This window comes from Psychrobacter sp. TS_SC_6 (genome assembly GCF_056156305.1).
Genome location: NZ_CM149590.1, coordinates 1,259,036 through 1,281,968 on the forward strand (window position 1 = coordinate 1,259,036; position 22,933 = coordinate 1,281,968).

Annotated in this window: 17 protein-coding genes and 1 pseudogene; 11 read left to right on the forward strand and 7 right to left on the reverse strand. The window is 42.8% G+C overall.

Features of this window, described 5'->3' with window-relative positions; genetic code table 11:
• Window positions 1–3: 3 nt before the first annotated feature.
• Entirely contained in the window at window positions 4–1,017 is a 1,014-nt protein-coding gene (gene ppk2 / locus AC0J5Y_RS05420) for a polyphosphate kinase 2 (RefSeq protein ID WP_475131881.1), read from the reverse strand.
• Between the two features lie 209 nt (window positions 1,018–1,226).
• Window positions 1,227–2,804 (reverse strand): acetyl-CoA C-acetyltransferase, encoded by a 1,578-nt coding sequence (locus AC0J5Y_RS05425; protein ID WP_475131882.1) that lies wholly within the window; start codon window positions 2,802–2,804, stop codon window positions 1,227–1,229.
• Between the two features lie 653 nt (window positions 2,805–3,457).
• Here AC0J5Y_RS05425 and AC0J5Y_RS05430 point away from each other — a divergent pair.
• The 4 genes from AC0J5Y_RS05430 (at window position 3,458) to AC0J5Y_RS05445 (ending at window position 8,464) form a co-directional block, all read left to right on the forward strand.
• Window positions 3,458–4,858, forward strand: a complete 1,401-nt coding sequence (locus AC0J5Y_RS05430) for a 3-oxoacyl-ACP reductase (protein ID WP_475131883.1) — start codon at window positions 3,458–3,460, stop codon at window positions 4,856–4,858.
• A 434-nt stretch (window positions 4,859–5,292) separates the two neighbouring features.
• Window positions 5,293–6,210, forward strand: a complete 918-nt coding sequence (locus tag AC0J5Y_RS05435; RefSeq protein ID WP_475131884.1) for a MaoC family dehydratase — start codon at window positions 5,293–5,295, stop codon at window positions 6,208–6,210.
• A 49-nt stretch (window positions 6,211–6,259) separates the two neighbouring features.
• Window positions 6,260–6,817 (forward strand): protein tyrosine phosphatase family protein, encoded by a 558-nt coding sequence (locus AC0J5Y_RS05440; RefSeq protein ID WP_475131885.1) that lies wholly within the window; start codon window positions 6,260–6,262, stop codon window positions 6,815–6,817.
• 162 nt (window positions 6,818–6,979) lie between these two features.
• Window positions 6,980–8,464 (forward strand): serine hydrolase domain-containing protein, encoded by a 1,485-nt coding sequence (locus AC0J5Y_RS05445; RefSeq protein WP_475131886.1) that lies wholly within the window; start codon window positions 6,980–6,982, stop codon window positions 8,462–8,464.
• 7 nt (window positions 8,465–8,471) lie between these two features.
• Here AC0J5Y_RS05445 and AC0J5Y_RS05450 read toward each other — a convergent pair whose 3' ends face one another.
• From AC0J5Y_RS05450 to AC0J5Y_RS05460, 3 genes are all read right to left on the reverse strand, one after another.
• Window positions 8,472–9,716, reverse strand: a complete 1,245-nt coding sequence (locus tag AC0J5Y_RS05450) for a cation:proton antiporter (protein WP_475131887.1) — start codon at window positions 9,714–9,716, stop codon at window positions 8,472–8,474.
• A 318-nt stretch (window positions 9,717–10,034) separates the two neighbouring features.
• A complete protein-coding gene (ilvD, locus tag AC0J5Y_RS05455) occupies window positions 10,035–11,945 on the reverse strand; it encodes a dihydroxy-acid dehydratase (protein WP_475131888.1) in 1,911 nt (636 codons plus the stop codon).
• A 180-nt stretch (window positions 11,946–12,125) separates the two neighbouring features.
• Window positions 12,126–12,899 (reverse strand): hypothetical protein, encoded by a 774-nt coding sequence (locus AC0J5Y_RS05460; RefSeq protein ID WP_475131889.1) that lies wholly within the window; start codon window positions 12,897–12,899, stop codon window positions 12,126–12,128.
• Window positions 12,900–13,137: 238 nt separating this feature from the next.
• Here AC0J5Y_RS05460 and AC0J5Y_RS05465 point away from each other — a divergent pair, with 238 nt between their 5' ends.
• From AC0J5Y_RS05465 to AC0J5Y_RS05485, 5 genes are all read left to right on the forward strand, one after another.
• Window positions 13,138–13,578 (forward strand): HIT family protein, encoded by a 441-nt coding sequence (locus AC0J5Y_RS05465; protein WP_475131890.1) that lies wholly within the window; start codon window positions 13,138–13,140, stop codon window positions 13,576–13,578.
• Between the two features lie 217 nt (window positions 13,579–13,795).
• Window positions 13,796–15,844 (forward strand): BCCT family transporter, encoded by a 2,049-nt coding sequence (locus AC0J5Y_RS05470; protein WP_475131891.1) that lies wholly within the window; start codon window positions 13,796–13,798, stop codon window positions 15,842–15,844.
• Window positions 15,845–15,974: 130 nt separating this feature from the next.
• Window positions 15,975–17,006: a tRNA dihydrouridine synthase DusB gene (gene dusB, locus AC0J5Y_RS05475; RefSeq protein WP_475131892.1), complete on the forward strand. Its 1,032-nt coding sequence runs from the start codon at window positions 15,975–15,977 to the stop codon at window positions 17,004–17,006.
• A 165-nt stretch (window positions 17,007–17,171) separates the two neighbouring features.
• Window positions 17,172–18,059 carry an SDR family NAD(P)-dependent oxidoreductase gene (locus AC0J5Y_RS05480; protein ID WP_475131893.1) on the forward strand — a complete coding sequence of 296 codons (888 nt, stop codon included), beginning with the start codon at window positions 17,172–17,174 and terminating at the stop codon, window positions 18,057–18,059.
• Between the two features lie 1,223 nt (window positions 18,060–19,282).
• Window positions 19,283–19,504, forward strand: a complete 222-nt coding sequence (locus AC0J5Y_RS05485) for a hypothetical protein (protein ID WP_475131894.1) — start codon at window positions 19,283–19,285, stop codon at window positions 19,502–19,504.
• A gap of 52 nt (window positions 19,505–19,556) precedes the next feature.
• On the opposite strand, the pseudogene AC0J5Y_RS05490 reads toward AC0J5Y_RS05485, so the two are convergent.
• Window positions 19,557–19,754, reverse strand: a pseudogene (locus AC0J5Y_RS05490) (arsenical resistance protein ArsH); the annotation flags it as partial.
• Between the two features lie 53 nt (window positions 19,755–19,807).
• On the reverse strand, window positions 19,808–20,869 hold the full coding sequence (locus AC0J5Y_RS05495) for an ArsO family NAD(P)H-dependent flavin-containing monooxygenase (RefSeq protein WP_475131895.1): 1,062 nt from the start codon (window positions 20,867–20,869) through the stop codon (window positions 19,808–19,810).
• A gap of 138 nt (window positions 20,870–21,007) precedes the next feature.
• Between AC0J5Y_RS05495 and AC0J5Y_RS05500 the strand changes: the two genes are divergently transcribed.
• Together AC0J5Y_RS05500 and AC0J5Y_RS05505 are read left to right on the forward strand one after the other, a co-directional pair.
• Complete coding sequence (locus AC0J5Y_RS05500; protein WP_475131896.1) at window positions 21,008–21,841, forward strand: metalloregulator ArsR/SmtB family transcription factor; 834 nt, start codon at window positions 21,008–21,010, stop codon at window positions 21,839–21,841.
• Window positions 21,842–21,922: 81 nt separating this feature from the next.
• Window positions 21,923–22,933 (forward strand): ArsJ-associated glyceraldehyde-3-phosphate dehydrogenase, encoded by a 1,011-nt coding sequence (locus AC0J5Y_RS05505; protein WP_475131897.1) that lies wholly within the window; start codon window positions 21,923–21,925, stop codon window positions 22,931–22,933.

Consider the following 22,933-nt stretch of genomic DNA (forward strand, 5'->3'; position numbering starts at 1 on the left):
TAATTAGTAGCGCGGTGGCACATACATATCATCAGGAATAGGTTCGCGGTAGTATTCATCATCACGTTTGCGCTCAGGCAGTTCGACCTCTTCACGAGGCACTTCTTTATAAGGAATCTGTTCGAGCAGATGGGCAATACAGTTTAGTCTGGCGCGTTTCTTACTATTCCCTTCAACAACCCACCACGGTGCTTCAGGAATATGAGAGCGCTCAAACATGGTCTCTTTTGCTTTGGTATAATCCTCCCAGCGCCGACGCGATTGTAAGTCCATTGGCGAGAGCTTCCATTGTTTGAGGGGATCATGAATACGGCTCATAAAGCGCGAATGTTGCTCATCATCAGTAATTGAAAACCAATACTTGACCAAACGAATACCTGACCGTACTAGCATACGTTCAAAATCAGGTACTGATTGAAAAAACTCCTCGTACTGCGCGTCGGTGCAAAACCCCATGACTCGCTCAACACCGCCGCGGTTATACCAACTGCGATCAAATAACACAATCTCACCGGCAGCTGGCAGCTGGGCAACATACCGCTGAAAATACCACTGAGTTTGCTCGCGTTCAGTAGGCGCAGGTAGGGCAGCCACTCTACAAACGCGCGGGTTTAGTCGTTGAGTAATACGCTTAATCGCGCCGCCTTTGCCAGCGGAGTCACGCCCTTCAAATATCACCACAATGCGTTCACCGCGATCGACCACCCAATCTTGTAACTTTATAAGCTCTCGCTGTAGCCGCACCAATTCTTGAAAATACATACGACGATCAAATTTTTCCTGCTCACTCATCTCATAGCCGTTAAAACGAAAATCACGTATGTAATCATCGACTTCATTTTCAAGTTCTTCATCGTACGTATCGATTAAGTCTTGGTGCATTTTTCGACGCAGTTCATCATCAAGAACTTCTTTTTCGATACGTTCAGAAAGGATGACTTGCTCCATATTGTACTGATCTAACTGTTCCTTAGTCGTTAGAGCTTGAAAATCAGGTGTTACACAGGGTTTTGTCATAACCAATTCTTCCGAGCCGAAAATGACTTGCCTTATTTTTTTTAATAAAACTTTTGTCTTACGCATAAATATTACCTTTGTTTGGCGTATCGGCTTTTTTAAGAGATCGTTTCTATAATAACAAAGTATAGACAAAAAAAACCACCCTCTAATCTATAGATTAGAGGGTGGTTTAAGATTCTAAAGCTACTTATCTAGCGGCTAAGAAACTATTTTTCTAAGATACAAGTCACACCTTGACCGCCAGCGGCGCAAATAGAGATAAGCGCACGACCTGAGCCTTTTTGATCTAATAATTTGGCAGCAGTGGCTAAGATACGACCACCAGTTGCAGCAAATGGATGACCTGCAGCAAGTGATGAGCCGTTAACGTTTAGCTTGCTACGATCGATAGAGCCTAGTGGCGCATCAAGTCCTAGGCGCTCTTCACAAAATTTCTCATCTTCCCATGCAGCAAGGGTTGATAACACTTGTGAAGCAAAAGCTTCATGGATTTCATAAAAATCGAAATCTTGTAGGGTCAAACCAGCACGCTCAAGCATACGTGGTACGGCATAGGCCGGTGCCATTAGCAAGCCTTCTGTATCACCAGATTTACCGATGAAATCAACAGCCGCTGTTTCTTGATGGACGATATATGCCAATGGTTTTAGACCATGTGCTGCCGCCCACTCATCAGTACCCAATAGGATACAAGATGCGCCATCAGTCAATGGGGTAGAGTTAGCAGCGGTCATGGTTGGCTTGGCATTCTTTTTACCAAAAACAGGCTTGAGCTTAGCTAGCTTCTCTAAAGTGGTATCTGGACGCAAGTTGTTATCGCGGGTCAGACCTTTATATGGGGTAATTAAATCATCAAAGAAGCCTTCATCATAAGCGCGTGCTAGGTTTTGATGACTATTAAAGGCAAGCTCATCTTGCGCTTCACGGCTGATATTCCATTCAAGCGTAGTGATCGCTTGATGGTCGCCCATGGATAAACCAGTACGTGGCTCACCATTTTGCGGTGTATCAAGTAAATCTTTCGGGTTTAGACCCATCAATGCTTTTAGGCGTTGTTTATTGTCTTTAGCTGCGCCCAATTTAATCAATACTTTACGTAAGCCATCGCCGACTGCGATAGGCGCATCAGAAGTAGTATCAACACCGCCAGTGATGGCTGAATCAATGATACCAAGCGCGATTTTATTGGCAGAAGCAAACGTTGCTTGCAAGCCAGTACCGCAAGCTTGAGAGATATCATACGTTGGGGTATGGGGGTTAAGTGCAGTATTTAATGTCGCTTCACGAGTCAAGTTGATATCGCGGCTCAGTTTCATAACGGCACCAGCAACGACTTCACCGATTTTTTCGTCTTGCAAATTATAACGCTCGACCAAACCATCTAACGCAGCAGTGAGCATATCTGTGTTGCTAACATCAGCATATGAGCCGTTTGAGCGAGCAAATGGGATACGGTTGCCACCTAAGATAGCCACACGGTTCTGACCTGAGCTAAGCTTAGTCGTACTTGCTTTTTTAGCCACAGTATTTGTTTTCTTAGCAGGAGTCGCGTCAGCCTTTTTAGGCGCTTCTTTTTTATCGTTGTTCTGGTTTGCTGCACTTTCTTTAGCTGCGTTATCATCTTTCGTAGCAGTGGCATTACTATCTTTTGCTACGGTTTCTTTTTTAGCGCTCTCAGCTTTTGGTTCTGCTGCCTTGGCATCTGTTTTTACAGCAGTATCACTGGCTTTTACCACAGAGGTTTCAATAACAGGGCTATCTGGGTTATTGTTTTTGTTACTCATAATATTATCCTTAAAAAATATGGGTAGAAGTAGAAAAGGGAAGTTATCAAAAAAACATTTAAATGATATAAGTCTTTATTCTAAAAATACCTAAAATACCTAAAATACTTTAGATACGTATTACCATTTATTGTGATATATATTACACATTATCGTCATAGAGCATAAACTGCTTTTTATAAGCTTACTGTATATCTTTAGCAAACGATGTGACGCTTAATCCGTGGATATTGCAGTGTTTACAGCGATAAATACAAGCTTTATAAACTGGCTAGTACTGATTAAAACCATTGCATAATCGTAGGTTTGATAATATATTGTTATCGATAAATGGGTTTGCTATAACTTATAGGTCTTATTTTAGCACAAACCAAAGTCCTTTAACGGCAGAAAAATAGACCATCTTATATACTGGCTTGTCTACATATTGCTATGGACATTAGGGGTTTTTGGACTTATTCGGTATGAATGTGTATAGTTAAGACCGTTTCTAACCTATTTAATAAGTACTTATTATTTATAAATGATGATATTAATGCCGCTTTATATAGATAGTTTTTATAATCAATGCACTTTAAATAGCGCGTATTTCATCATAAATACATCTTATTCTTGTTTACTATTATTTTACTCATCAATTGAAGGATTATATTATGTCAGACCGTTATGGTGATTTTGTTCAGTCGTCTATTGGTAAAAAGGTCGCAAAGAACCTAGGTTTACCAATGCCTGTAGATCTTGACCGTTTTGATAGTGGACAGCCTTTGGTACGTGGTAGTGTGCTGGTTGGACGTGCGAATGGCGACGACAATGCAGTTAGTGCGTCAGTGGCTCGTATTTTGTCAGAGCTACATACGGAAGTGTTTGTAAACAGTGGTGATGACGCAAAAAACACCCTGTCGGATGCAGGCGTTAAAGCCAAAGCCAATACTGGCAGTGATGATAAGTTTAAAGTCTTATTGTTTGATGCCAGCAATATTAGCAATGCTGAAGAGCTCAAACAAGTGTACGAGTTCTTTCATAGCGTTGCGCGCCGTGTCGAAAAATCAGGTCGAGTGATCGTCATTGGTCGTCCACCAGAAGCGTTGACTGATATCGAAGCCGCATTGGCGCAGCGTGCCCTTGAAGGTTTTGTAAAATCAGTTGGTAAAGAGTTTAAACGTGGTATTACTGCACAGCTTATCTATGTTAAAGCAGGTGCAGAGCAAAATTTAGACTCAACGCTACGTTTTTTTACGTCAGCGCGTTCAGCTTATGTGTCAGGACAGGTCATACGTGTCAGTAATGGTTCCAATGTCGATGTCGATTGGAACCAACCACTAGGTGGCAAAACCATGCTTGTCACTGGCGCAAGTCGTGGTATTGGTGAAGCAATTGCCCGTGTATTGGCTCGTGAAGGGGCACATGTGATTTGTTTGGACGTACCACAGCAGCAAGCTGACTTGCAAAAAGTGGCAAGTGAAATTAGTGGTTCGGCTTTGACAGTGGATATTACCAGTGCTGATGCTGGTAAAGAAATCGCAGAAGCTGCACAAAAACGTGGTGGTTTGGATTCAGTGATTCATAATGCTGGTATCACCCGCGATAAAACACTAGCAAATATGGATGAAAAACAGTGGGATATGGTGCTCAATATCAATTTGGGCAGCATCGCTAAGCTCAACCGCTATTTACTAGATAACGATGTACTAAAAGATGCTGCACGTATCGTCTGTGTGTCATCAATCTCAGGTATCGCTGGCAACTTGGGTCAGACCAACTATGCGACTTCAAAAGCTGGTGTCATTGGTTTAGTCAATGCAACCGCCAAGCAGCTAGAAGACAATGCAAAAGGCATGACCATCAATGCGGTTGCGCCAGGATTTATCGAAACGCAAATGACTGAAGCGATTCCATTTGCTATCCGTGAAGCAGGTCGTCGTATGAACTCGATGAGCCAAGGCGGTTTACCAGTCGATGTTGCAGAAACCATCGCCTGGTTTGCATCACCTGCTTCTGGTGGTCTAAATGGCAACGTTGTCCGAGTTTGTGGTCAAAGCTTATTGGGTGCATAATTGTCCTAATACCATACGAAAATGCAGATAATAGCGAAGGCTATATGAGCCATAAAGTTGGTTGTTAATGGCCTTTATCAAACAAGGTATTGACGTTACTTCACATATGCTTACGAAAAAACTGCTCGTAACTTGTAATAAAGCTGCCCAAGGGTGGCTTTTTTATGATAAAAACAAAGGCATAAGAAGCTATAGTTGAAATACTTTAAAGTCGCTACAGTATTGCTGGTGTAAATTTTTTGCAGCCTCTGTCTGCGTAGGCACAGCAAGCAAGAAAAATTTGCACCAGCAGTACGTGTTGTATCGATATTACTTTTCACCGACTATAAACACCGTTGCGCCTATTTTAGGATTTTATCTTATATTTTAGTCATCGAATTTATAGCATGTTAAATGCCATCAAAAAACTACTCAATCCCAACTTAGGATGTATTATGTCAGACAAACATTATGACGCGTTGCCAAAAGCCCATACTACCTATGCAAATATTGTCAAAAGCCTATTGCCTATCGGTAATAATGGTAAAGTTAGCCGCGATGAGTTGCCGCAAGCGACGTATTTTGTAGATGATTTACATATCGATCAAAGCAATCTAAATGATTATCGTAAAATTTGCGGCTTTGCAGACGATGGCAATGTGCCAATTACGTATTTTTCGGTGCTGTCACAGGCGTTGCAGATGAATATGATGGTCAAAGAGCCATTTCCATTTGCTATGCTAGGACTGGTTCATGTCGATAACAGCGTGACCCAGTATCGTGCCATTAAGCAGAGTGAAACGGTTGCTATGTCAGTGATGTTTGATAATTTGCGTGACCATGCCCAAGGTCAGCAGTTTGATTTTGTCACCAGAGTAAGGGCAGGAGACAAAATCATTTGGGAAGGCACGTCGACTTATCTATCACGCAGCAAAAAACCTGCCAGCAGTAAGGACAAAAAGAGTACGCCGCGCCCAGTAACCGTTAAGCCATCAATTAATAAAGAGGGTGTTCACAGTATTTTTGAAGTGCCAGAAGATATCGGTCGCCGTTATGCGTTCGTCTCTGGTGATTTTAACCTGATACATTTGCATCCATTATCAGCGCGTGCCTTTGGTTTTCCAAAAGCCATTGCTCATGGTATGTGGTCAAAAGCTAAGTGTTTGGCAATGATGGGTGAGCTGCCTGATGCTTGTATGGTTGAGGTGTCATTTAAGCTGCCTATTTTCTTACCATCTGAAGTAGAGCTTATTGCTGATCCACTGGCTCAGTTAGAAGACGCAGCAGATACTTGCCAGTTTGGTTTGTTTAGTGCAAAAAATGACAAGCCGCATCTTGCTGGTGTGATTACCTTGCAGGATGAAGCGAAGTAAAATATAATTTTTATATCAAAAATCATTACTATTGAACACATTTATCCTTATGACTTTACCTGAAAATTCAAAAAGCACCGAATGCTCCGAGCATTCAGTTGCGATAGACAAAGCAGCACTTGGTGACGCTATTAGTACCGATACTAGTACTACCGATAATGGTGTGAATCTTGCTACCATATTCAAGCCATATTTTCGTCCTGATGAAAATACTATCGTATGCGGTGCGCTTGATGATAAAAAAGTGGCTGCATTGGCAGCAGCGGGTGTCGAATTGGTTCTTAACTTGCAGCCTGATGAAGAGCTGAAATTTGATGAAAGTACAGCTGTAGAGCAGGCAGGCATGCAATACGAGCATTTACCTATCAATGGCGCTGCTGATTTGAAACAGCTTAAAATACTGGCGTTTGATAACATACTACGTCAGTATCATGGCAAAAAAATTGCCATGCATTGTGGTTCTGGCAATCGCGTTGGCGCTGCCATTGCTTTGCGGGCTGGTTGGTTACGTGGACGTAAAATGGATACGGCTATGGAGCGTGGGCGTAGTCATGGTTTGACTAAACTTGTAGAAGAGGTTCATAATCGATTGCTAGTGCCGCGTTAAATCATTATTTATACAATAAAAAAGGCGACCTTAGAGTTGCCTTTTTTATTGTGTCATACATTATAAAAATATTTTGGAGGATAGAGATTTTTTATCCTGATAAGATGTATGACAGGCTTTAAACTGAATAACTTCATAAATATAAAATAGAACAGGGTACTTATGAAAAATAGTCATGAAAGCATCTCTACCGCTACCTATCAACACGCTACTGTAGGTACATATACTGACAATCATATCCAACGTCGGCTTCAACAGTTGCTAGCAGATTTGCAGCTTGATGATGCGCCAGCAGGCGGCGCATTAGTGGTTTATCAAGCTGGAAAATGTATCGCACAGGCAAGTGTGGGATTGGCACGTGCTGATTTATCATGGAATCCAGATACTTTATCATTGAACTTTTCGACTGGCAAAGGCATCTTGGCGACACTGGTTCATGTATTGGTATCACAGAAAAAACTGGATTATGACCTACCGATTTCCCATTACTGGTCAGCATTTGGCGCGCAAAATAAAGAGAAAATCACTTTACGCAGCGTGATGTCACATCAAGCCAATCTTTTTTCGATTCAAAGTATTGACCTCGATAATGAAACCGTCCTTGATTGGAATATAATGCTAGAGAAAATTGCAGCAATGCCTGTGACTGCCCCTGAGCAGGCGGAATTATACGACAGTGCTTACAGCGCCTTGGTCTATGGTTGGGTGCTGGGCGGCGTCATAGAATCCGTTACTGCGATGACACTGGCTCAAGCATTACGCCATTATCTAACAGAGCCATTAGGTATTGCCAACAGCTGCTACTTTGGTGTACCAGAAAATCAGGTCGACAAGGTTGCGCGATTGGTTAAAAACTTTGAGTCAGTAGAAAAGGTGTCAGAAAATGCACAAGAAAGTTCACAACCGCAGCCACGTTCCCGCCGTCATAAACCAGTTTTAAAACCAGATTCAGTAGATACCTTGCAAACTTATAGCGGTTTACCGAGCTATGCCTGCTGGCAACAACAAGCAACCAATCAGTATGCAATCCAATCAGTCCCAGCTGATAATAAAGAGCAGATAGGGAAAGTATTGCCAACATTAGATACGGCACAAATCAACCGTTTATACTTTGATAACAGTCAGCTGAATCTCAGGAACTATAAAGCAGCCTTGCTACTTGCGAGCAAAGAGCCGATCGACTATTACCATCCGCAGACTTTACAAGCTACTATCCCCGCTGCCAATGGCGTCGCATCAGCACATGCACTGGCGACGATTTATGCAATGTTGGCTAGTGGTGGTATGTGGCAAGGGAAAACACTCATTGATGAGGCAACCTTTAAGCAGCTATCAGCGCCGCAAGTCACTGGTATGGATGCCGTTATGCCAGCCCATATGGATTGGCGCTTGGGCTATCATCGCCGCTTTAGTATTTGTAATAGTGATAATTTTGAGGTAAACACTCACGATACAAAATTTCATGCGCCACAAAGTTTTGGACACATGGGCTATAACGGTTCAGTTGCATGGTGCGACCTCGAGCGGCAGCTATCATTTGCCTTTGTCCATAATTTTGATGTGACCATGCTCAACGATATCCGCCAGTTTGCGCTGACGGAAGCGGTTTTGAGTATGGTCGATGACGTATTGCAAGATAATCAATAAGTCTTATTCAGGAGTTTTTTGACGTCACTTTAAGAAGCTTTTGGGCGCTCAGTCCATGGATAAAGATGGATATCAAGATAACAATTGAACAGACGACCCACAGTTTAAGCGCATCTTCATCACCAAAGAAGCCTTGATTGAGAGCATAAGACAAGTAATACAACGTACCAATACCGCGAATACCCAGTGCTGAGATTGCGTATTTTTCAGTGCGCGGCAGGTTCAACCCTGATAGAGCAATGTAACCTCCAATCGGACGTATCAGTAATAAAAAAGCGAAGCTGATGAGATACACGCGCCACGTTAATTCAACTCCAGACTGCAGCCCTTGACCGAGAAATATACCAAAAGTAATCAGTACTAAAGACATTAGTAAGCCTTCAGATTGTTCTGCGAAGTCATGTAGTTTTTGATGGTAAGCGTGCTCATGCTCTGAGCGGCGAAAGGCAAACGCTGCGACAAATACCGCAATAAAGCCATAACTATGTACAAATTCGGCCAAACTGTAGGACAGTAGTGTCAGTGTGATGATCACATAACCCTGGGGGATAGTGGTATCAGCCGTGTATTTTGAGAAGAATAGCTTGGCCAATAGTTTACCGACAACCACGCCAACGATGACACCGCCACTAATTTGCCAAATCACATCTTGAAGAAACCACGACCCTAGCATCTCAAGGGTAAAACGATTGCCTTCGCTAAACGCTTCCGCTATTTTTATGGCTAAATAAACAAACGGAAAAGCCAACCCATCGTTTAAACCTGCTTCTGAGGTTAAAACAAAGCGTGGCGTATCTTCACTACCTGTATTGGGCGGACCTACCTGAATGCTAGAGGCCAATACTGGATCAGTAGGGGCTAACACAGCACCGAGTAAAATGGCTGCCCCTAAACTTAACCCAAACGCGTAATAACCCAATGCTGCCATCGAAAAGATACCAATTGGCATCGCAATCAAAAGCATACGCATTGTGGGACGCCATGCATGCCAATTAAGAGGGGTATCAATCTTTAGGCCGGCACCGACTAAAGAAACAATGACCACAAACTCGGTGAGTTTTTCAATAACCACACCATTTTCAATGGGATCTAAAAATGTTAGTGTGATCCAAAAGTAGCCTACTAGCGCGCCAAAAACCACTTGTAATATGGGCAAGGAGATAGGAGTGCGCTTAAATACTATAGGAAATAGAGCACCGAATAAAAAGGCGATACCGAAGATCAATAAGAATAAGTTATAGTTTTCTATCATAAGTTTTATGCATGTCGCTATATTGGTGGAAGGCTGTTTTGTGCTGTTAAATAGCTATAGTCAGTTCAATATAAAATAGAGTTCTGCGTCATAATATCGTGTATTTATTTTATTTGTTATCGAACAATTTGTTATCGAATATATTTTTTATGGCTAAAAATCATCGTCATCAAAAAACCTTATCATGACGCAAAGAAAACGCTATTACTGCAAAAAATCGTTATCAAAATGACAGATGTGTTGTTTTTGGGTGAAAAAAAGCCTGCATTGCGCAGGCTTAATAAATTCAGTTCAAGAATAGTCCTTAAATATTATTGTCTAACGTTCAACTTGGCTGACGTCACGTACGGCGCCTGTATCGGCGCTGGTAGTCATGGCGGCATAGGCACGTAAAGCAGGAGAAACATGACGCTCTCGGCTGACGGGTTTCCAAGCATCACTTCCACGACTTTCCATTTCTTCGCGGCGAGCAGCTAACTCTTTATCATTGACTTGCATATTGATGGTACGGTTTGGGATATCAATATGGATAGTATCGCCTTCTTGCACTAAACCAATGGCGCCGCCTTCAGCGGCTTCTGGGCTAGCATGACCAATAGACAAGCCTGATGTCCCACCAGAGAATCGACCATCTGTAAGCAGCGCACATTCTTTGCCTAGGCCTTTAGACTTTAGATAAGTCGTCGGGTAGAGCATCTCTTGCATACCGGGACCGCCTTTTGGACCCTCAAAACGGATGATAACCACATCGCCTGCAACGATTTGATCATCAAGCACTGCTGCTACTGCGTCATCTTGTGATTCAAAGATGCGTGCACGTCCGGTGAATACCAAGATGCTGTCATCAACCCCGGCAGTTTTGACCACACAGCCACGTTCAGCAATGTTTCCGTACAGAACGGCAAGACCGCCATCAGTTGAATAGGCATGTTGAGCACTTCGAATACAGCCGGATTCGCGGTTGACATCCAGATTTGACCATTCTTTTGATTGTGAGAAAGCCTCAGTCGTCCGTACGCCACCAGGGGCTGCAATATAGCGTGCACGTGCTTCAAGATTGTCAGGATTCATAATATCCCATTTATCAATCGCTTCTTTCATTGTGGCACTATGGATAGTTGGCAAGTCGGTATGTAGCAAACCAGCGCGGTCAAGCTCGGCCAATAGCGCAAAGACACCGCCAGCACGATGTACATCTTCCATATGGTATTTTTGCGAAGCAGGGGCAACTTTAGACAAACAAGGTACACCACGACTTAGACGGTCAATATCGTGCATTTTGAAATCGACTTCTGCTTCATGTGCAGCAGCAAGCAAATGCAAAATAGTATTGGTAGAGCCGCCCATGGCGATGTCTAAAGTCATGGCATTTTCAAACGCGGCTTTAGTAGCGATAGAGCGCGGTAGGACTGAATCATCATCTTGCTCGTAGCGGCGTTTGGCTAGTGACACGATAGTACGACCCGCTTCTAAGAACAGCTCGCGACGTAGCGAATGGGTTGCCAATAGCGAGCCATTACCCGGTAATGCCAATCCTAAGGCTTCGGTCAAGCAATTCATCGAGTTGGCAGTAAACATACCAGAGCACGACCCACAAGTCGGGCACGCTGAGGCTTCAATAGCAGCGACATCTTCATCACTAATGCTATCATCGGCCGCGTCCATCATCGCATCGACGAGGTCAAGCTTACGAATCGCATTACCTTTACTGTCAGTGCTATGGACGTCGCTACTACCATCATTATTATGACTGTGTGCCACCGTGCTGGCAATAATTTTACCCGCTTCCATTGGACCACCTGAAATAAAGACGACGGGAATATTGAGGCGCATGGCTGCCATTAACATACCCGGAGTGATTTTATCGCAGTTAGAAATACATACTAGCGCATCGGCGCAGTGGGCATTGACCATATACTCGACAGAATCAGCAATCAAATCTCGACTCGGTAATGAATACAACATACCGCTATGACCCATGGCAATACCATCATCGACCGCAATGGTATTAAACTCTTTTGCCACGCCACCCGCTTTTTCAATCTCGCGTGCAACCATTTGTCCCAAATCTTTTAAATGCACATGGCCGGGTACAAACTGGGTAAAAGAGTTGGCAATGGCAATAATAGGTTTGCCAAAGTCGCCATCAGTCATGCCAGTTGCGCGCCATAAGGCACGAGCACCTGCCATATTACGACCGCCGGTAGAGGTTTTTGAATTATAGTCCATGTGGTATTCCTTACAAATGAGCGAGATTTATTAATATGTGCAGCATCCGCTGCAATGTTGATAGTGTGCTTTTTATACTAGGAGAGTCCTAGTGAATAATACTAAGTCGTTACCATACCATTAGATATGAGTAACTGAAAATAATTAACCTATAACAAACAAGACTTAATGGTCAATCATTTATGCAATGCGCTCCAAAATAGCGGTTTCAAACCAAGGGAGCTCATCTTTATCTGCTTCGAGCTTGGCAATGACGACTAAGGCGTGAGTCGCTGGTAGGTATTGATAATCCATATTGGCTTCTATCGTCAATGGTAGCGGCTGATTGGTTTCTGTATCAATGCTCTGCTCGTCAATACTAATCAGCGCTTGTTTGTTGTTTTTATACAAGATATCAATACGACCAAAAAACTGCCATTCTTTAAAGGCTGCAATGATAGCAGCATCTTTATCTTTATTATAAATCTGCTGCGTCTCTTTACCCGTATTGGTCCAATGCAAACGGACAGCGAGTTGTAATGCTTCACTAAATACCACCAATGAGCCAATCACTTTGACATGCCACGGATTGGATATGAGAACTTCATCGATACCAATTAGCTTGGCAGCTTCTTGCGCTGTCATCGGTGTATTAAATTGTGCCAGTAGCTTTGGGGTTAAAGGATGGGTCTGCTTAACGACATCGTCCAAACTGTCATAATGATATAAAAATGGCAGCGGTAAGTCTTGAGTGACGGTCTTTTGACTGATTTTACAGTTATGAATACGCCAACTGATGGCTTTATCAGTCAATGCTTGCGCTAATATAATGGCATTTGGGTCAGTAGCTGGAGGGTTATTTGCCCCAAGCGTTTGCTCATGCTCACCATTGTTTGTGGTAGCGTCATTGATAGACTGCGTATGAGCGTCGGTAATATTAGGTAATTGAGTTGGCAAGGCAGTCAAATCCATCATGGTAAGGTCATCGAGAGAGTAGATTAATATAACATTTATCGCGCATGGCTCGTCAATAATTTAATCATCAACGAGAGCAACAAGTTAGTGCATAAAGATCAATCAGTGATTATCTGACACTTGTACTTAAGTGAGATTTCGTCCACTATATTTAACGGTGTAAGTATTCTTTTCATACTCGCTATCCAATTGATACTAACTTTGATTCAATAATAATACAGGTTAAAGGAATAAGATAATGAGCCAAGACAATCCGCAAACTACCTATAAAGACGATAATATTTTTGCCAAAATGCTCGATGGCGATATCCCTTACCATAAAGTTTATGAAGATGATAAGACTCTTGCTTTTATGGATATCATGCCACAAGCCAAGGGGCATGTTTTGGTCATTCCTAAGCAAAAAGCAGTGGACTTAGCTGATCTTGAACCTGAATATGCGGCAGCTGTGTTCATGACAGCTAAAAAAGTTATGGAAGCCCAGCGTCAGGTATTTAATCGTGAAGGCATTATCCAAATGCAGCTAAATGGTGCCGAAGCAGGGCAGACGGTGTTTCATTATCATGTGCACCTGATTCCTTCTAGTATTCATGAGCTTGGTCGCCATGCCGTCACACAAGCAGATCATGCCGAGCTTGCGAAAATAGCTGAACAACTGGCAGCGATTATTACTGAGTAATTTTAACAACGTCTATCATTGTTCTGAGTCAAAAGAACAGATAGTACTTATTCTTTAGATGATAATAAAGGGCAACTAACAAGTTGCCTTTTTTGTTATTAGGTAATAGTGCTGTAACAATAGTTCAAGTAATGTGACAAGTGGGTAGCAATACTGGGGTTTGCAATCGGTTTGTGGTAAACATGAGGTCTATTTGACCGTTAGTAAGAATCCGCTTATGAAGAACAAATCCTCCCGTTCCACTATCTTATTGCCTGTTTTCTTGCCGGCAGCAGCCATTATGCTGCTATTGGTCATTGGTACCGCCATTAATCCGGAGTCTGCTGGCGAACTATTTAGTACCGTTCTCAACTTTACTACCGAAACTTTCGGCTGGTTCTATATGTTAGCAGTCGCCATATTTTTGATGTTTATCATTGTCTTGGGATTTTCGTCTTATGGCAGTATTAAACTGGGACCAGATCATGCAGAGGCAGAGTACAATTTTCTTGAATGGTTTGCCATGCTATTTTCAGCAGGGTACGGGATTGCCTTACTGTTTTACGGCGTAGCAGAGCCGGTCATACATTTTGCCAGTCCACCGCTTTCAACACCACAGACTATTGAAGCTGCCAAAGAAGCAATGCAAATTGCCTATTTTCACTGGGGTTTTCATATTTGGGCGATCTATGGTGTGGTTGGTTTATCACTGGCGTACTTCTCTTTTCGTCATGGCTTGCCCTTGTCAATGCGCTCAACACTATATCCACTAATTGGTGATAAAATTTATGGTCCGATTGGACACACTGTTGATGTGTTTGCCATTGTGGGCACGATGTTCGGTATTGCAACCAGTTTGGGGATTTCTGTATCACAGATCAATGCCGGTTTAAATTATCTATTACCCGATACGGTGCCAGTCAGTATGACGGTTCAAGTGATTATCATTGCGCTGGTGACACTAGCAGCTTTGGTATCTGTTCTCGCTGGCATGGATAAAGGGGTAAAGCGACTCTCAATTTTGAATATGATGTTAGCAACGGGGCTGATGCTGTTTGTTTTTATCGTGGGTCCAACCATATTTATTCTAAACGCCTTTATGGAAAACACAGGCAGCTATTTAGGCAATATCGTTGAGCGTACTTTTAGCTTGCAAGCTTATCAATCGAGTGATTGGATCGGCAGTTGGACACTCTTTATCTTTGCATGGACGATTGCTTGGGCGCCCTTTGTCGGATTGTTTATCGCCAAGATTAGTCGGGGTCGTACTATCCGTGAGTTTGTATTAGGCGTGATGTTAGTACCAACCTTCTTTACGTTCTTCTGGTTCGCAGTTTTTGGTGATACAGCGCTCCATATGATTATGGTTGATGGCTACGATGCGCTCATTACTGAAGTGCAGAACAACCAAGCAATTGCGTTATTTAAATTATTAGAGAACTTACCTTTTACTCAGATAGTGTCGTCATTAACAGTACTATTAATTATTACCTTTTTTGTGACCTCATCAGATTCAGGGTCGTTGGTGATTGACTCGCTTGCAGCCGGTGGTCGTAGTGATACGCCATGGTGGCAACGTACATTTTGGGTAGTGACTGAAGGCGCAGTTGCTGCAGCATTACTGGTCGCTGGTGGACTGACAGCGTTACAGACCGCCGCTATTGTCAGCGCATTACCCTTTGCCGTTATTATATTGATTTCGATATTTGGGATGTGGCGTGCGCTACGTATTGAAGGTCATCGTAACCAGAGTTTAGGTAACGATAACGATTTGCCGCCGCATCTTCTGAAGCTAGAGGCTTGGCGCGAGCGTATTGATTATATGACTGAGCAGCCAACACGCGATAAAGTGCTTAGTTATATCAAAGGAACTATTTTATCTTCTATGAACGAAGTGGCTGAAAAGTTTGCTGAAACTGGCTGGTTGCCTGATGTCAATTATGATGAGATCAATAACCGCGCTGTATTAGAATTGAGAAGTGGCGATAATGTGGAGTTCTGGTACGAGGTTCGCTTATCAGAGCACGATATTCCTGATTATTATACCGAAGATATGGCAAACAAATTGCCACAAGAGCACCATTACCGTGCTGAAGTGTATTTACGCCGTGGGGGTCAGACCTATGATTTATATGGTTATGAATCAGTGTCGATTATTAATGACATCATTGATCAGTTTGAGAAATATCTACATTTTGTCAATGTCTCACCAGATATTCTACCGTGGCGTATGCAAGAGCATGATGAAGATATAACGCTTGAGCAGGGCAGTGTGTTTGATAAATAGGTATATTAAACAGGACAATTCAAGGTTGATAAACTTTATGAGCTGAGCAAATGATTACGTAATCCCTTGCAATATGCGCACGAATCCTTAGAATAACGGCTTGTTTTCATTACCAATCAAGCCGTTTTTTATGTCTATTGATTCTTCAGTTTTACTTTCGTCTAATCCTACCTCAGACCATCCTTTATTGCAGCCCCTCGTGATTGGCGGCTTGACGATTGAGAACCGTTTGATAGTTGCACCGATGGCTGGTGTGACAGACAATCCTTTTCGAAGATTGTGCAAATCCTTTGGGGCGGGTCATGCAGTCAGTGAAATGATCATCGCTGATACGGCATTGTATGCGCGCAAAAAATCGCTCTATCGTGCCAATTTTGATAATGAAATTGCGCCTATTTCTGCCCAGATAGCGGGGGCAGAACCTGATAAATTGGCAGAAGCGGCGCGTTATCAGATTGATAATGGTGCCCAAATTATTGATATTAATATGGGCTGCCCTGCCAAAAAGGTTTGCCGTAAATTGGCAGGCTCTGCATTATTGCAAGACGAAGACTTAGTTGCACGCTTGCTAGATGCTGCGGTGAATGCCGTCGATGCGCCCGTTACTTTAAAAACGCGCTTGGGCTATGAGAATGGACGTGAAAATATTTTGCGTGTTGCAAAGCGAGCAGAGCAAGCGGGTATAGCTGCTATTGCCATCCATGGACGCACACGTGAAGATATGTATACCGGAGAGGCGCGTTATGAGCTGATACGTGAGGTCAAAGAAAGTATTGGCATTCCAGTTATTGCAAATGGCGATATCGATAGTGCGCAAAAAGCGCAGCGCGTTTATGAGCTGACCGGCTGTGATGCGGTGATGATTGGACGCGCTGCCCAAGGACAACCATGGATATTTCGCGATATCGAGCATTTTTTGCGCACAGGTGAAACGATGGCATCACCCAGTGTTAGCGAGATAAAAGAGATTGTACTGACACATTTAGAAGAGCTATACGGTTTTTATGGTGAATACTCAGGCTGCCGTATTGCTCGCAAGCACATTGCTTGGTATACCACCGGTATTCCGAACTCTAACGCCTTTAGGCAAGCCATGTATGGTGAGGAAAGTACCGCCGGACAGTTCCGTGTGGTAGAGGATTTTTTGAATGCTCATGAATAAACCGTAAAGAGCATATGTCGAGCATAAAGTGATCCATACTTCATCTAGTAACGATGTCTATCCAGTTAAACTGGCTTTATTGCTTATTTATTTCCTTTAACCTATATTTCTTTGTTATGATTTAGGTAAATATTAACGGAAGTCTAATTTTTAAAAGGATGTTTCATGGCTAATCCCTCAAAAAAAGCAATCAGTAAAGCAGTTCAAGACAAGAATATTATTATAACGGGGGCATCAAGCGGTATTGGTGAGCGTACTGCTTTTTTGCTTAGTGAATGCGGTGCTCATGTCATTTTGTTGGCACGTACTGAAGATAAGCTAAAAGCGGTTAAAGAAAGTATCGAGGAGCTTGGTGGTAAGGCAAGTTATTATCCTTGTGATTTGACCAATATGGATGCCATTGAAAAAGTTAGTACGCAAATTTTGGCGGACTTTGGTCACGTTGATGTATTGGTAAATAATGCCGGTCGCTCGATTCGACGCTCGGTTCACGAATCCACTGAACGTTTCCATGATTTTGAGCGTACCATGGATATTAATTACTTTGGCGCAGTCAAAATAATTCTTGGGTTTTTGCCGACGATGATTGAACGTCAAACGGGTCAAATTGTGAATATTTCATCCATTGGTGTATTGGCAAACAGTCCGCGTTTTGCCGCGTACGTCGCTTCCAAGTCGGCTCTTGATGCGTTTAGCCGCTGTTTGGCAGCTGAAGTGAAAGGGGATAATGTGACGATAACCAATATCTTTATGCCATTGGTACGCACGCCGATGATTGAGCCGACTAAGCTTTATCGTTACATGCCAGCGCTTATGCCAGATGAAGCGGCAATGATGGTCGCCAAAGCAATCGTTCATAAGCCAAATAGTATTGCCAGCAATATGGGCAAATTCGCCTCAGCGACTTATTCATTGGCACCAGCGATTAACGTTGGTATTCAGTCGATGGGTTATCGCATTTTCCCGAGCACTCGTGCCGCTCAGACCACGGATAAAAAACCGAACCTTGCTCAACGTGCCTTTGCCAGAATCTTACCGGGTGAGCATCACTAGATTGTATTTATTATGTATAACCAAAAAAAGGATACTTCGGTATCCTTTTTTAGTGCCTTAAAAGCATTGATAATGATATAGAGGAGTAGGCAGTGGATTTCTATTTAACCTGACGTCTGTTATGGGAATAATAGGTATTATGAGTGTACGCGATCGACAGCAGGGTCAGATTGCACAGTTTGGGTTAATTCCTAGTACATTGTTCAAATTCAAATTATAGGTACAAAAAAAGCCCTAAATGGGCTTAATCTAACTGTGGATATTCATCATAAAACCGTAAGATTCATCAAAGTAAACTTCATTACTAAAGTAGCTGTTAAGCCAATAATCAGAAAACAGATCGCTACTACTTGAACTATAAATATTTCGTTTGTTATAAATTACCCCTTAATTTATCTACTATGATACACCTTCTCTGTAACTTAATGTTTATTATTTATAAATTATTAAAATAACTTTACTTTATGGTTAATCAGCAAGATCACTCATAATATTATTGACCAACATTCTCTACAGGAGCGATAAAAAAATTTTGCGTCTATTATCTTAAATCGCGTTTGTCGCGCTGTAGAGGAATCGAATCATAGGCGGTGCAGCAAAGGTTTTAGGGCTAAGTGAATCAGTCTCGGAGATAGTCGGAGGTGATTCACAATACATAGTTTGGGTTGTTTTAAATAAGTATATTAGCTAAGGTTAGAGGAAATCTCGCTTTAGGTAAAGATTATGGATAATCAAACAGAGACAAGATATTTAAGGTGCGAACCTTACGGTAGGGTAATGCTTCATTTTCGACTACCAATTGAAGTCAGGTGGCGTTCAGTTTTACTTTTAAGCTTATTTACTGGCGGTCTTTGGTTACTTTTAACGTTATATAATATTGGCATTGCCCCTCGCTGGAAATGTACTGTGTGTGGAGTAACACAGTGAGATAGAGTTCCCACGTACGTACCATAGCAATTTGCATTGTATGTTTGAAATGGGTAAATAACTTATCGAACGGCAATTTATTATTGATACTCAATCATCTTGTACATTTTCTCAGTCATGGTCTGTATCGGATAAATTTTTTGGAGTGACTTCCCCATTAGGAGTTAGAAAAACTTGCCGTACTGATACAAAATTCAGTGTTATTATGACTTGAATAAGGTTCACCCACCCACTTCAAAATAATAAGAGCGTGAAAGAAATATTTACTCTCTTTAAAACAAGAAAAGGAGAAAAAAATGAGTAATATCAATCAGAAAAAATTACAAGACTATAGGAAGTTTACTAAGGATGGCGATATAACCGTACACTTAACCCAAGATCAACAGGCTATGATTTTAAAAACTTATGACTACGGACTGAACGCATTATCCGATATTGACGAGATGTTATTAAGCGCAGTGATTCGTCGGTTGAAAGTAGCTATAAATTCAGAGGATGAACCCAATGGCAAACCTTAGAACCCTTGAGCTATAACCAGTGAAGTTAATGGAATACAAAAAAATTACAGTGATCGGGTAGATAATTTGTGCGACCACGGGTCAGCCAAGTGAACTTTACCAGTTCCTCGCAAACATCGATGATACGCTGATATAAAGGCGTATTGAGCATCTGATTGTTATCATCAAATTTTAAAAAGGCTTTAAGAATAGACGACTGGTTTGGGATAGTAATCATGCGCATTCAATGCCCAAGAATATGCAGCTGATTATCGGCATATTTATGAATTATTAGGGCTTACTTATCTATGGTAAATGATTGTTTTAAGCATCGCTTATTAAAAAATCCAGCAATGCTGGGACATTTTCTCTCGCACTTCTGCCTGCCCCAATCAGCGTAGCCGAGCCTGGACTTGCCCAGTCGCCATAACCAAACAACCATAGCCGCGGCTCCTTGACTGCTTGTCCTTGTTTGACCTGTACCGTTCCATCTGCTTCGATAACCGCCAATTCTGCCAAATGGTCTAGCTGCGGTCGAAACCCTGTACACCAGACAATAGCATCTATCACCTCTTCACTACCATCAGCCCAGATGACACCTTGTTCAGTAAACTGACGAAACATGGGTAGCGAATGTAAGATGCCTTTGTCACGAGCAGCTTTGACTGGGGGCACCATGACGATATCACCGATACCGCCCACAGGATTCTCACTATTGTTGCCAGTAATACGTGCCGTCGCTCTTTCAAACAATACACGTCCATCGACATCATCGGCTAAAAACAATGGTGGCTCACGTGTCACCCAACTGGCGTTTGCCACGTCAGCCAGCTCGGCATAGATTTGGGCGCCTGAGTTACCGCCACCGACCACCAAAACTCGCTTGCCTTTATACTCGTCAGGACCTGCATAATCAGCAGAATGACATTGCGCGCCACCATAAGATTGCTGACCTTGGATTGAGGGCATCGTACGATTGCGCCACGTACCAGTGGCACTCACCACGGTTTTTGCCAACCATGTGTAACTGCCGTCCGTTACCCGTAAGCAGTTGTTTTCATCGTCGTGTTGGACGCTATTTACTTGATAAGGTCGATATGTCGGCAACTGATAATGTTGCTCATAGTCAGCAAGATAACTGAGCACCTCATCTCGATGTGGATACTCGCCATCTTGCGCTTTTGGCATCAGACGACCTGGCAGAGAACTCATAATGGCGGGAGAAAACAGTCGCAATGATGGCCAAGTATGCTGCCACGCGCCGCCACTTTGGTTTTGATCGTCAAGAATAATGAAGTCGAGCTTAGCGCGTCTTAGATAATAGCCAATGGCTAAACCGGCTTGACCACCGCCGATAATGATTGTATCGAATACTTTAGTTGACATAACTGTCCTCAGTCTCTGCGACCAAAAATGTTGGTTGCTCGTTTTGGGATTTAGCAATCTAGCTAAAAACACCTTTACATACGAATTATTATATATATAATAATTCGTATGTAAAGGTGTTTATCAATGGGTGTCATTATGGAAAATAAAAAGAAAGTACTGTTCCTTTGTACCAGTAACTCCGCCAGATCGCAAATGGCAGAAACATTATTGAAGTACAAAGCTGGCGATATCTATGAGGTTTATAGCGCAGGCATAGAAAAGGGTGAAGTCGATGAACGAACCATACAAGCGTTGGAAAAATTCGATTTTGATACCAGTGAACTAAGATCCAAACACGTCGATGAGTTTGACGGTCAATACTTTGATTACGTCATCACCTTGTGCGAAAAAGCCAGCACCGAATGCCGAAGCTATCCCAACACTGGCAAACAGCTGGCATGGGATATTCCCGATCCGAAGTCTCGCACGGGCAGCCATCCATTTACCAGCACATTGAGTGAATTAAGCAATCGCTTAACGATGTTTCTTTCTGTAGAAAAACATAACCGCCCAAAGACTGCCGTCAATACACCTGCTGTCAATACCTCTGCCACCGATAAAGAAGACACGGCGTTGCCTGATTTTGATCCTATTACCTTTTACAAAAGCCTGACGGATGACATTCGACTCAAAGCACTGATGCTGATCGAATATCATGGTGAGCTGTGTGTCTGCGAATTGATGGAAGCGTTAGAAGAAGACAGTCAGCCCAAAGTCTCACGCAATCTTGCTGTCCTAAAAAAGGCAAACGTCATCATTGATCGAAAGCACGGCCAGTGGGTATTTTATCGCATCAATCCGGAGCTGCCTTTATGGGCAAAGTCTGTGGTGGCGCAAACAACAGAAAATAATACTCATCTGATTGAACATGAAATCGCGCGCTTGGATACGATGCAAAACAGACCAGACAAAGACAGCTTTTGTAAATAATCAATGATTAATATTTAAAGAAAACTGAGCATTTTTAATCATTTTTTCTGACAACATTTAGACAAAACAAAGGACAATTTTATGGCTATTAAAGTCGGTATTAACGGTTTTGGACGTATGGGACGTTTAACGATGCGCGCCGCATTTGATTGGGACGACATCGAGATCGTCCACATCAATGATCCTGCGGGCGACGCTAAAACCCTTGCTCATTTGATGACGTTTGACTCTGTGCATGGTCGCTGGCATCACGAAGCCACCCACGAAGGCACGTCGATGATTATCAATGGCAAAGCCGTTCCTTGTACGCAAAACAAAGCGACCGAAGATACCGACTGGTCGATGTGCGACGTGGTCATCGAAGCCTCAGGAAAAATAAAAACCAAAGCCTTGCTGCAAGCGTATCTAGACCAAGGGGTCAAACGTGTGGTGGTCACCGCCCCTGTCAAAGAAGAAGGCGTGTTAAACATCGTCATGGGCGTGAACGAACATCTATACGACAAAGACACTCACCCTATCGTCACTGCTGCCTCTTGTACCACCAACTGCCTAGCGCCAGTCGTCAAAGTAATGCACGAAAAAATCGGCATTAAGCATGGCTCGATGACCACCATTCATGACATTACCAACACCCAAACGATACTAGATGCCCCGCACAAAGACTTACGCCGAGCGCGTGCGTGCGGTATGAGCTTGATTCCGACCACGACAGGCTCTGCAACCGCCATTACTCATATTTTCCCTGAACTAAAAGGCAAGCTAAACGGTCATGCCATTCGCGTGCCTTTAGCCAACGCTTCGCTGACAGATTGTGTGTTTGAAGTGGCGCGTGGCACCACGGTTGAAGAAGTCAACGAATTACTCAAACAGGCGTCCGAAAACGAGCTAAAAGACATATTGGGCTTTGAGACTCGCCCACTGGTATCGATTGATTACAAAACCGATCCACGTTCAAGCATCGTTGATGCGCTGTCGACGATGGTCATCAACGACACCCAAGTAAAGCTCTACGTCTGGTATGACAACGAATGGGGCTATGCCAACAGAACGGCTGAATTGGTACAGATGGTTGGTCTAGCAGATAAGGGTTAA

Coding starts and splice junctions, on each gene's coding strand:
- ppk2 (WP_475131881.1), bottom strand. CDS start 1,017: ATGACAAAACCCTGTGTAACACCTGATTTTCAAGCTCTAACGACTAAG.
- AC0J5Y_RS05425 (WP_475131882.1), bottom strand. CDS start 2,804: ATGAGTAACAAAAACAATAACCCAGATAGCCCTGTTATTGAAACCTCT.
- AC0J5Y_RS05430 (WP_475131883.1), top strand. CDS start 3,458: ATGTCAGACCGTTATGGTGATTTTGTTCAGTCGTCTATTGGTAAAAAG.
- AC0J5Y_RS05435 (WP_475131884.1), top strand. CDS start 5,293: ATGTCAGACAAACATTATGACGCGTTGCCAAAAGCCCATACTACCTAT.
- AC0J5Y_RS05440 (WP_475131885.1), top strand. CDS start 6,260: ATGACTTTACCTGAAAATTCAAAAAGCACCGAATGCTCCGAGCATTCA.
- AC0J5Y_RS05445 (WP_475131886.1), top strand. CDS start 6,980: ATGAAAAATAGTCATGAAAGCATCTCTACCGCTACCTATCAACACGCT.
- AC0J5Y_RS05450 (WP_475131887.1), bottom strand. CDS start 9,716: ATGATAGAAAACTATAACTTATTCTTATTGATCTTCGGTATCGCCTTT.
- ilvD (WP_475131888.1), bottom strand. CDS start 11,945: ATGGACTATAATTCAAAAACCTCTACCGGCGGTCGTAATATGGCAGGT.
- AC0J5Y_RS05460 (WP_475131889.1), bottom strand. CDS start 12,899: ATGATGGATTTGACTGCCTTGCCAACTCAATTACCTAATATTACCGAC.
- AC0J5Y_RS05465 (WP_475131890.1), top strand. CDS start 13,138: ATGAGCCAAGACAATCCGCAAACTACCTATAAAGACGATAATATTTTT.
- AC0J5Y_RS05470 (WP_475131891.1), top strand. CDS start 13,796: ATGAAGAACAAATCCTCCCGTTCCACTATCTTATTGCCTGTTTTCTTG.
- dusB (WP_475131892.1), top strand. CDS start 15,975: ATGTCTATTGATTCTTCAGTTTTACTTTCGTCTAATCCTACCTCAGAC.
- AC0J5Y_RS05480 (WP_475131893.1), top strand. CDS start 17,172: ATGGCTAATCCCTCAAAAAAAGCAATCAGTAAAGCAGTTCAAGACAAG.
- AC0J5Y_RS05485 (WP_475131894.1), top strand. CDS start 19,283: ATGAGTAATATCAATCAGAAAAAATTACAAGACTATAGGAAGTTTACT.
- AC0J5Y_RS05495 (WP_475131895.1), bottom strand. CDS start 20,869: ATGTCAACTAAAGTATTCGATACAATCATTATCGGCGGTGGTCAAGCC.
- AC0J5Y_RS05500 (WP_475131896.1), top strand. CDS start 21,008: ATGGAAAATAAAAAGAAAGTACTGTTCCTTTGTACCAGTAACTCCGCC.
- AC0J5Y_RS05505 (WP_475131897.1), top strand. CDS start 21,923: ATGGCTATTAAAGTCGGTATTAACGGTTTTGGACGTATGGGACGTTTA.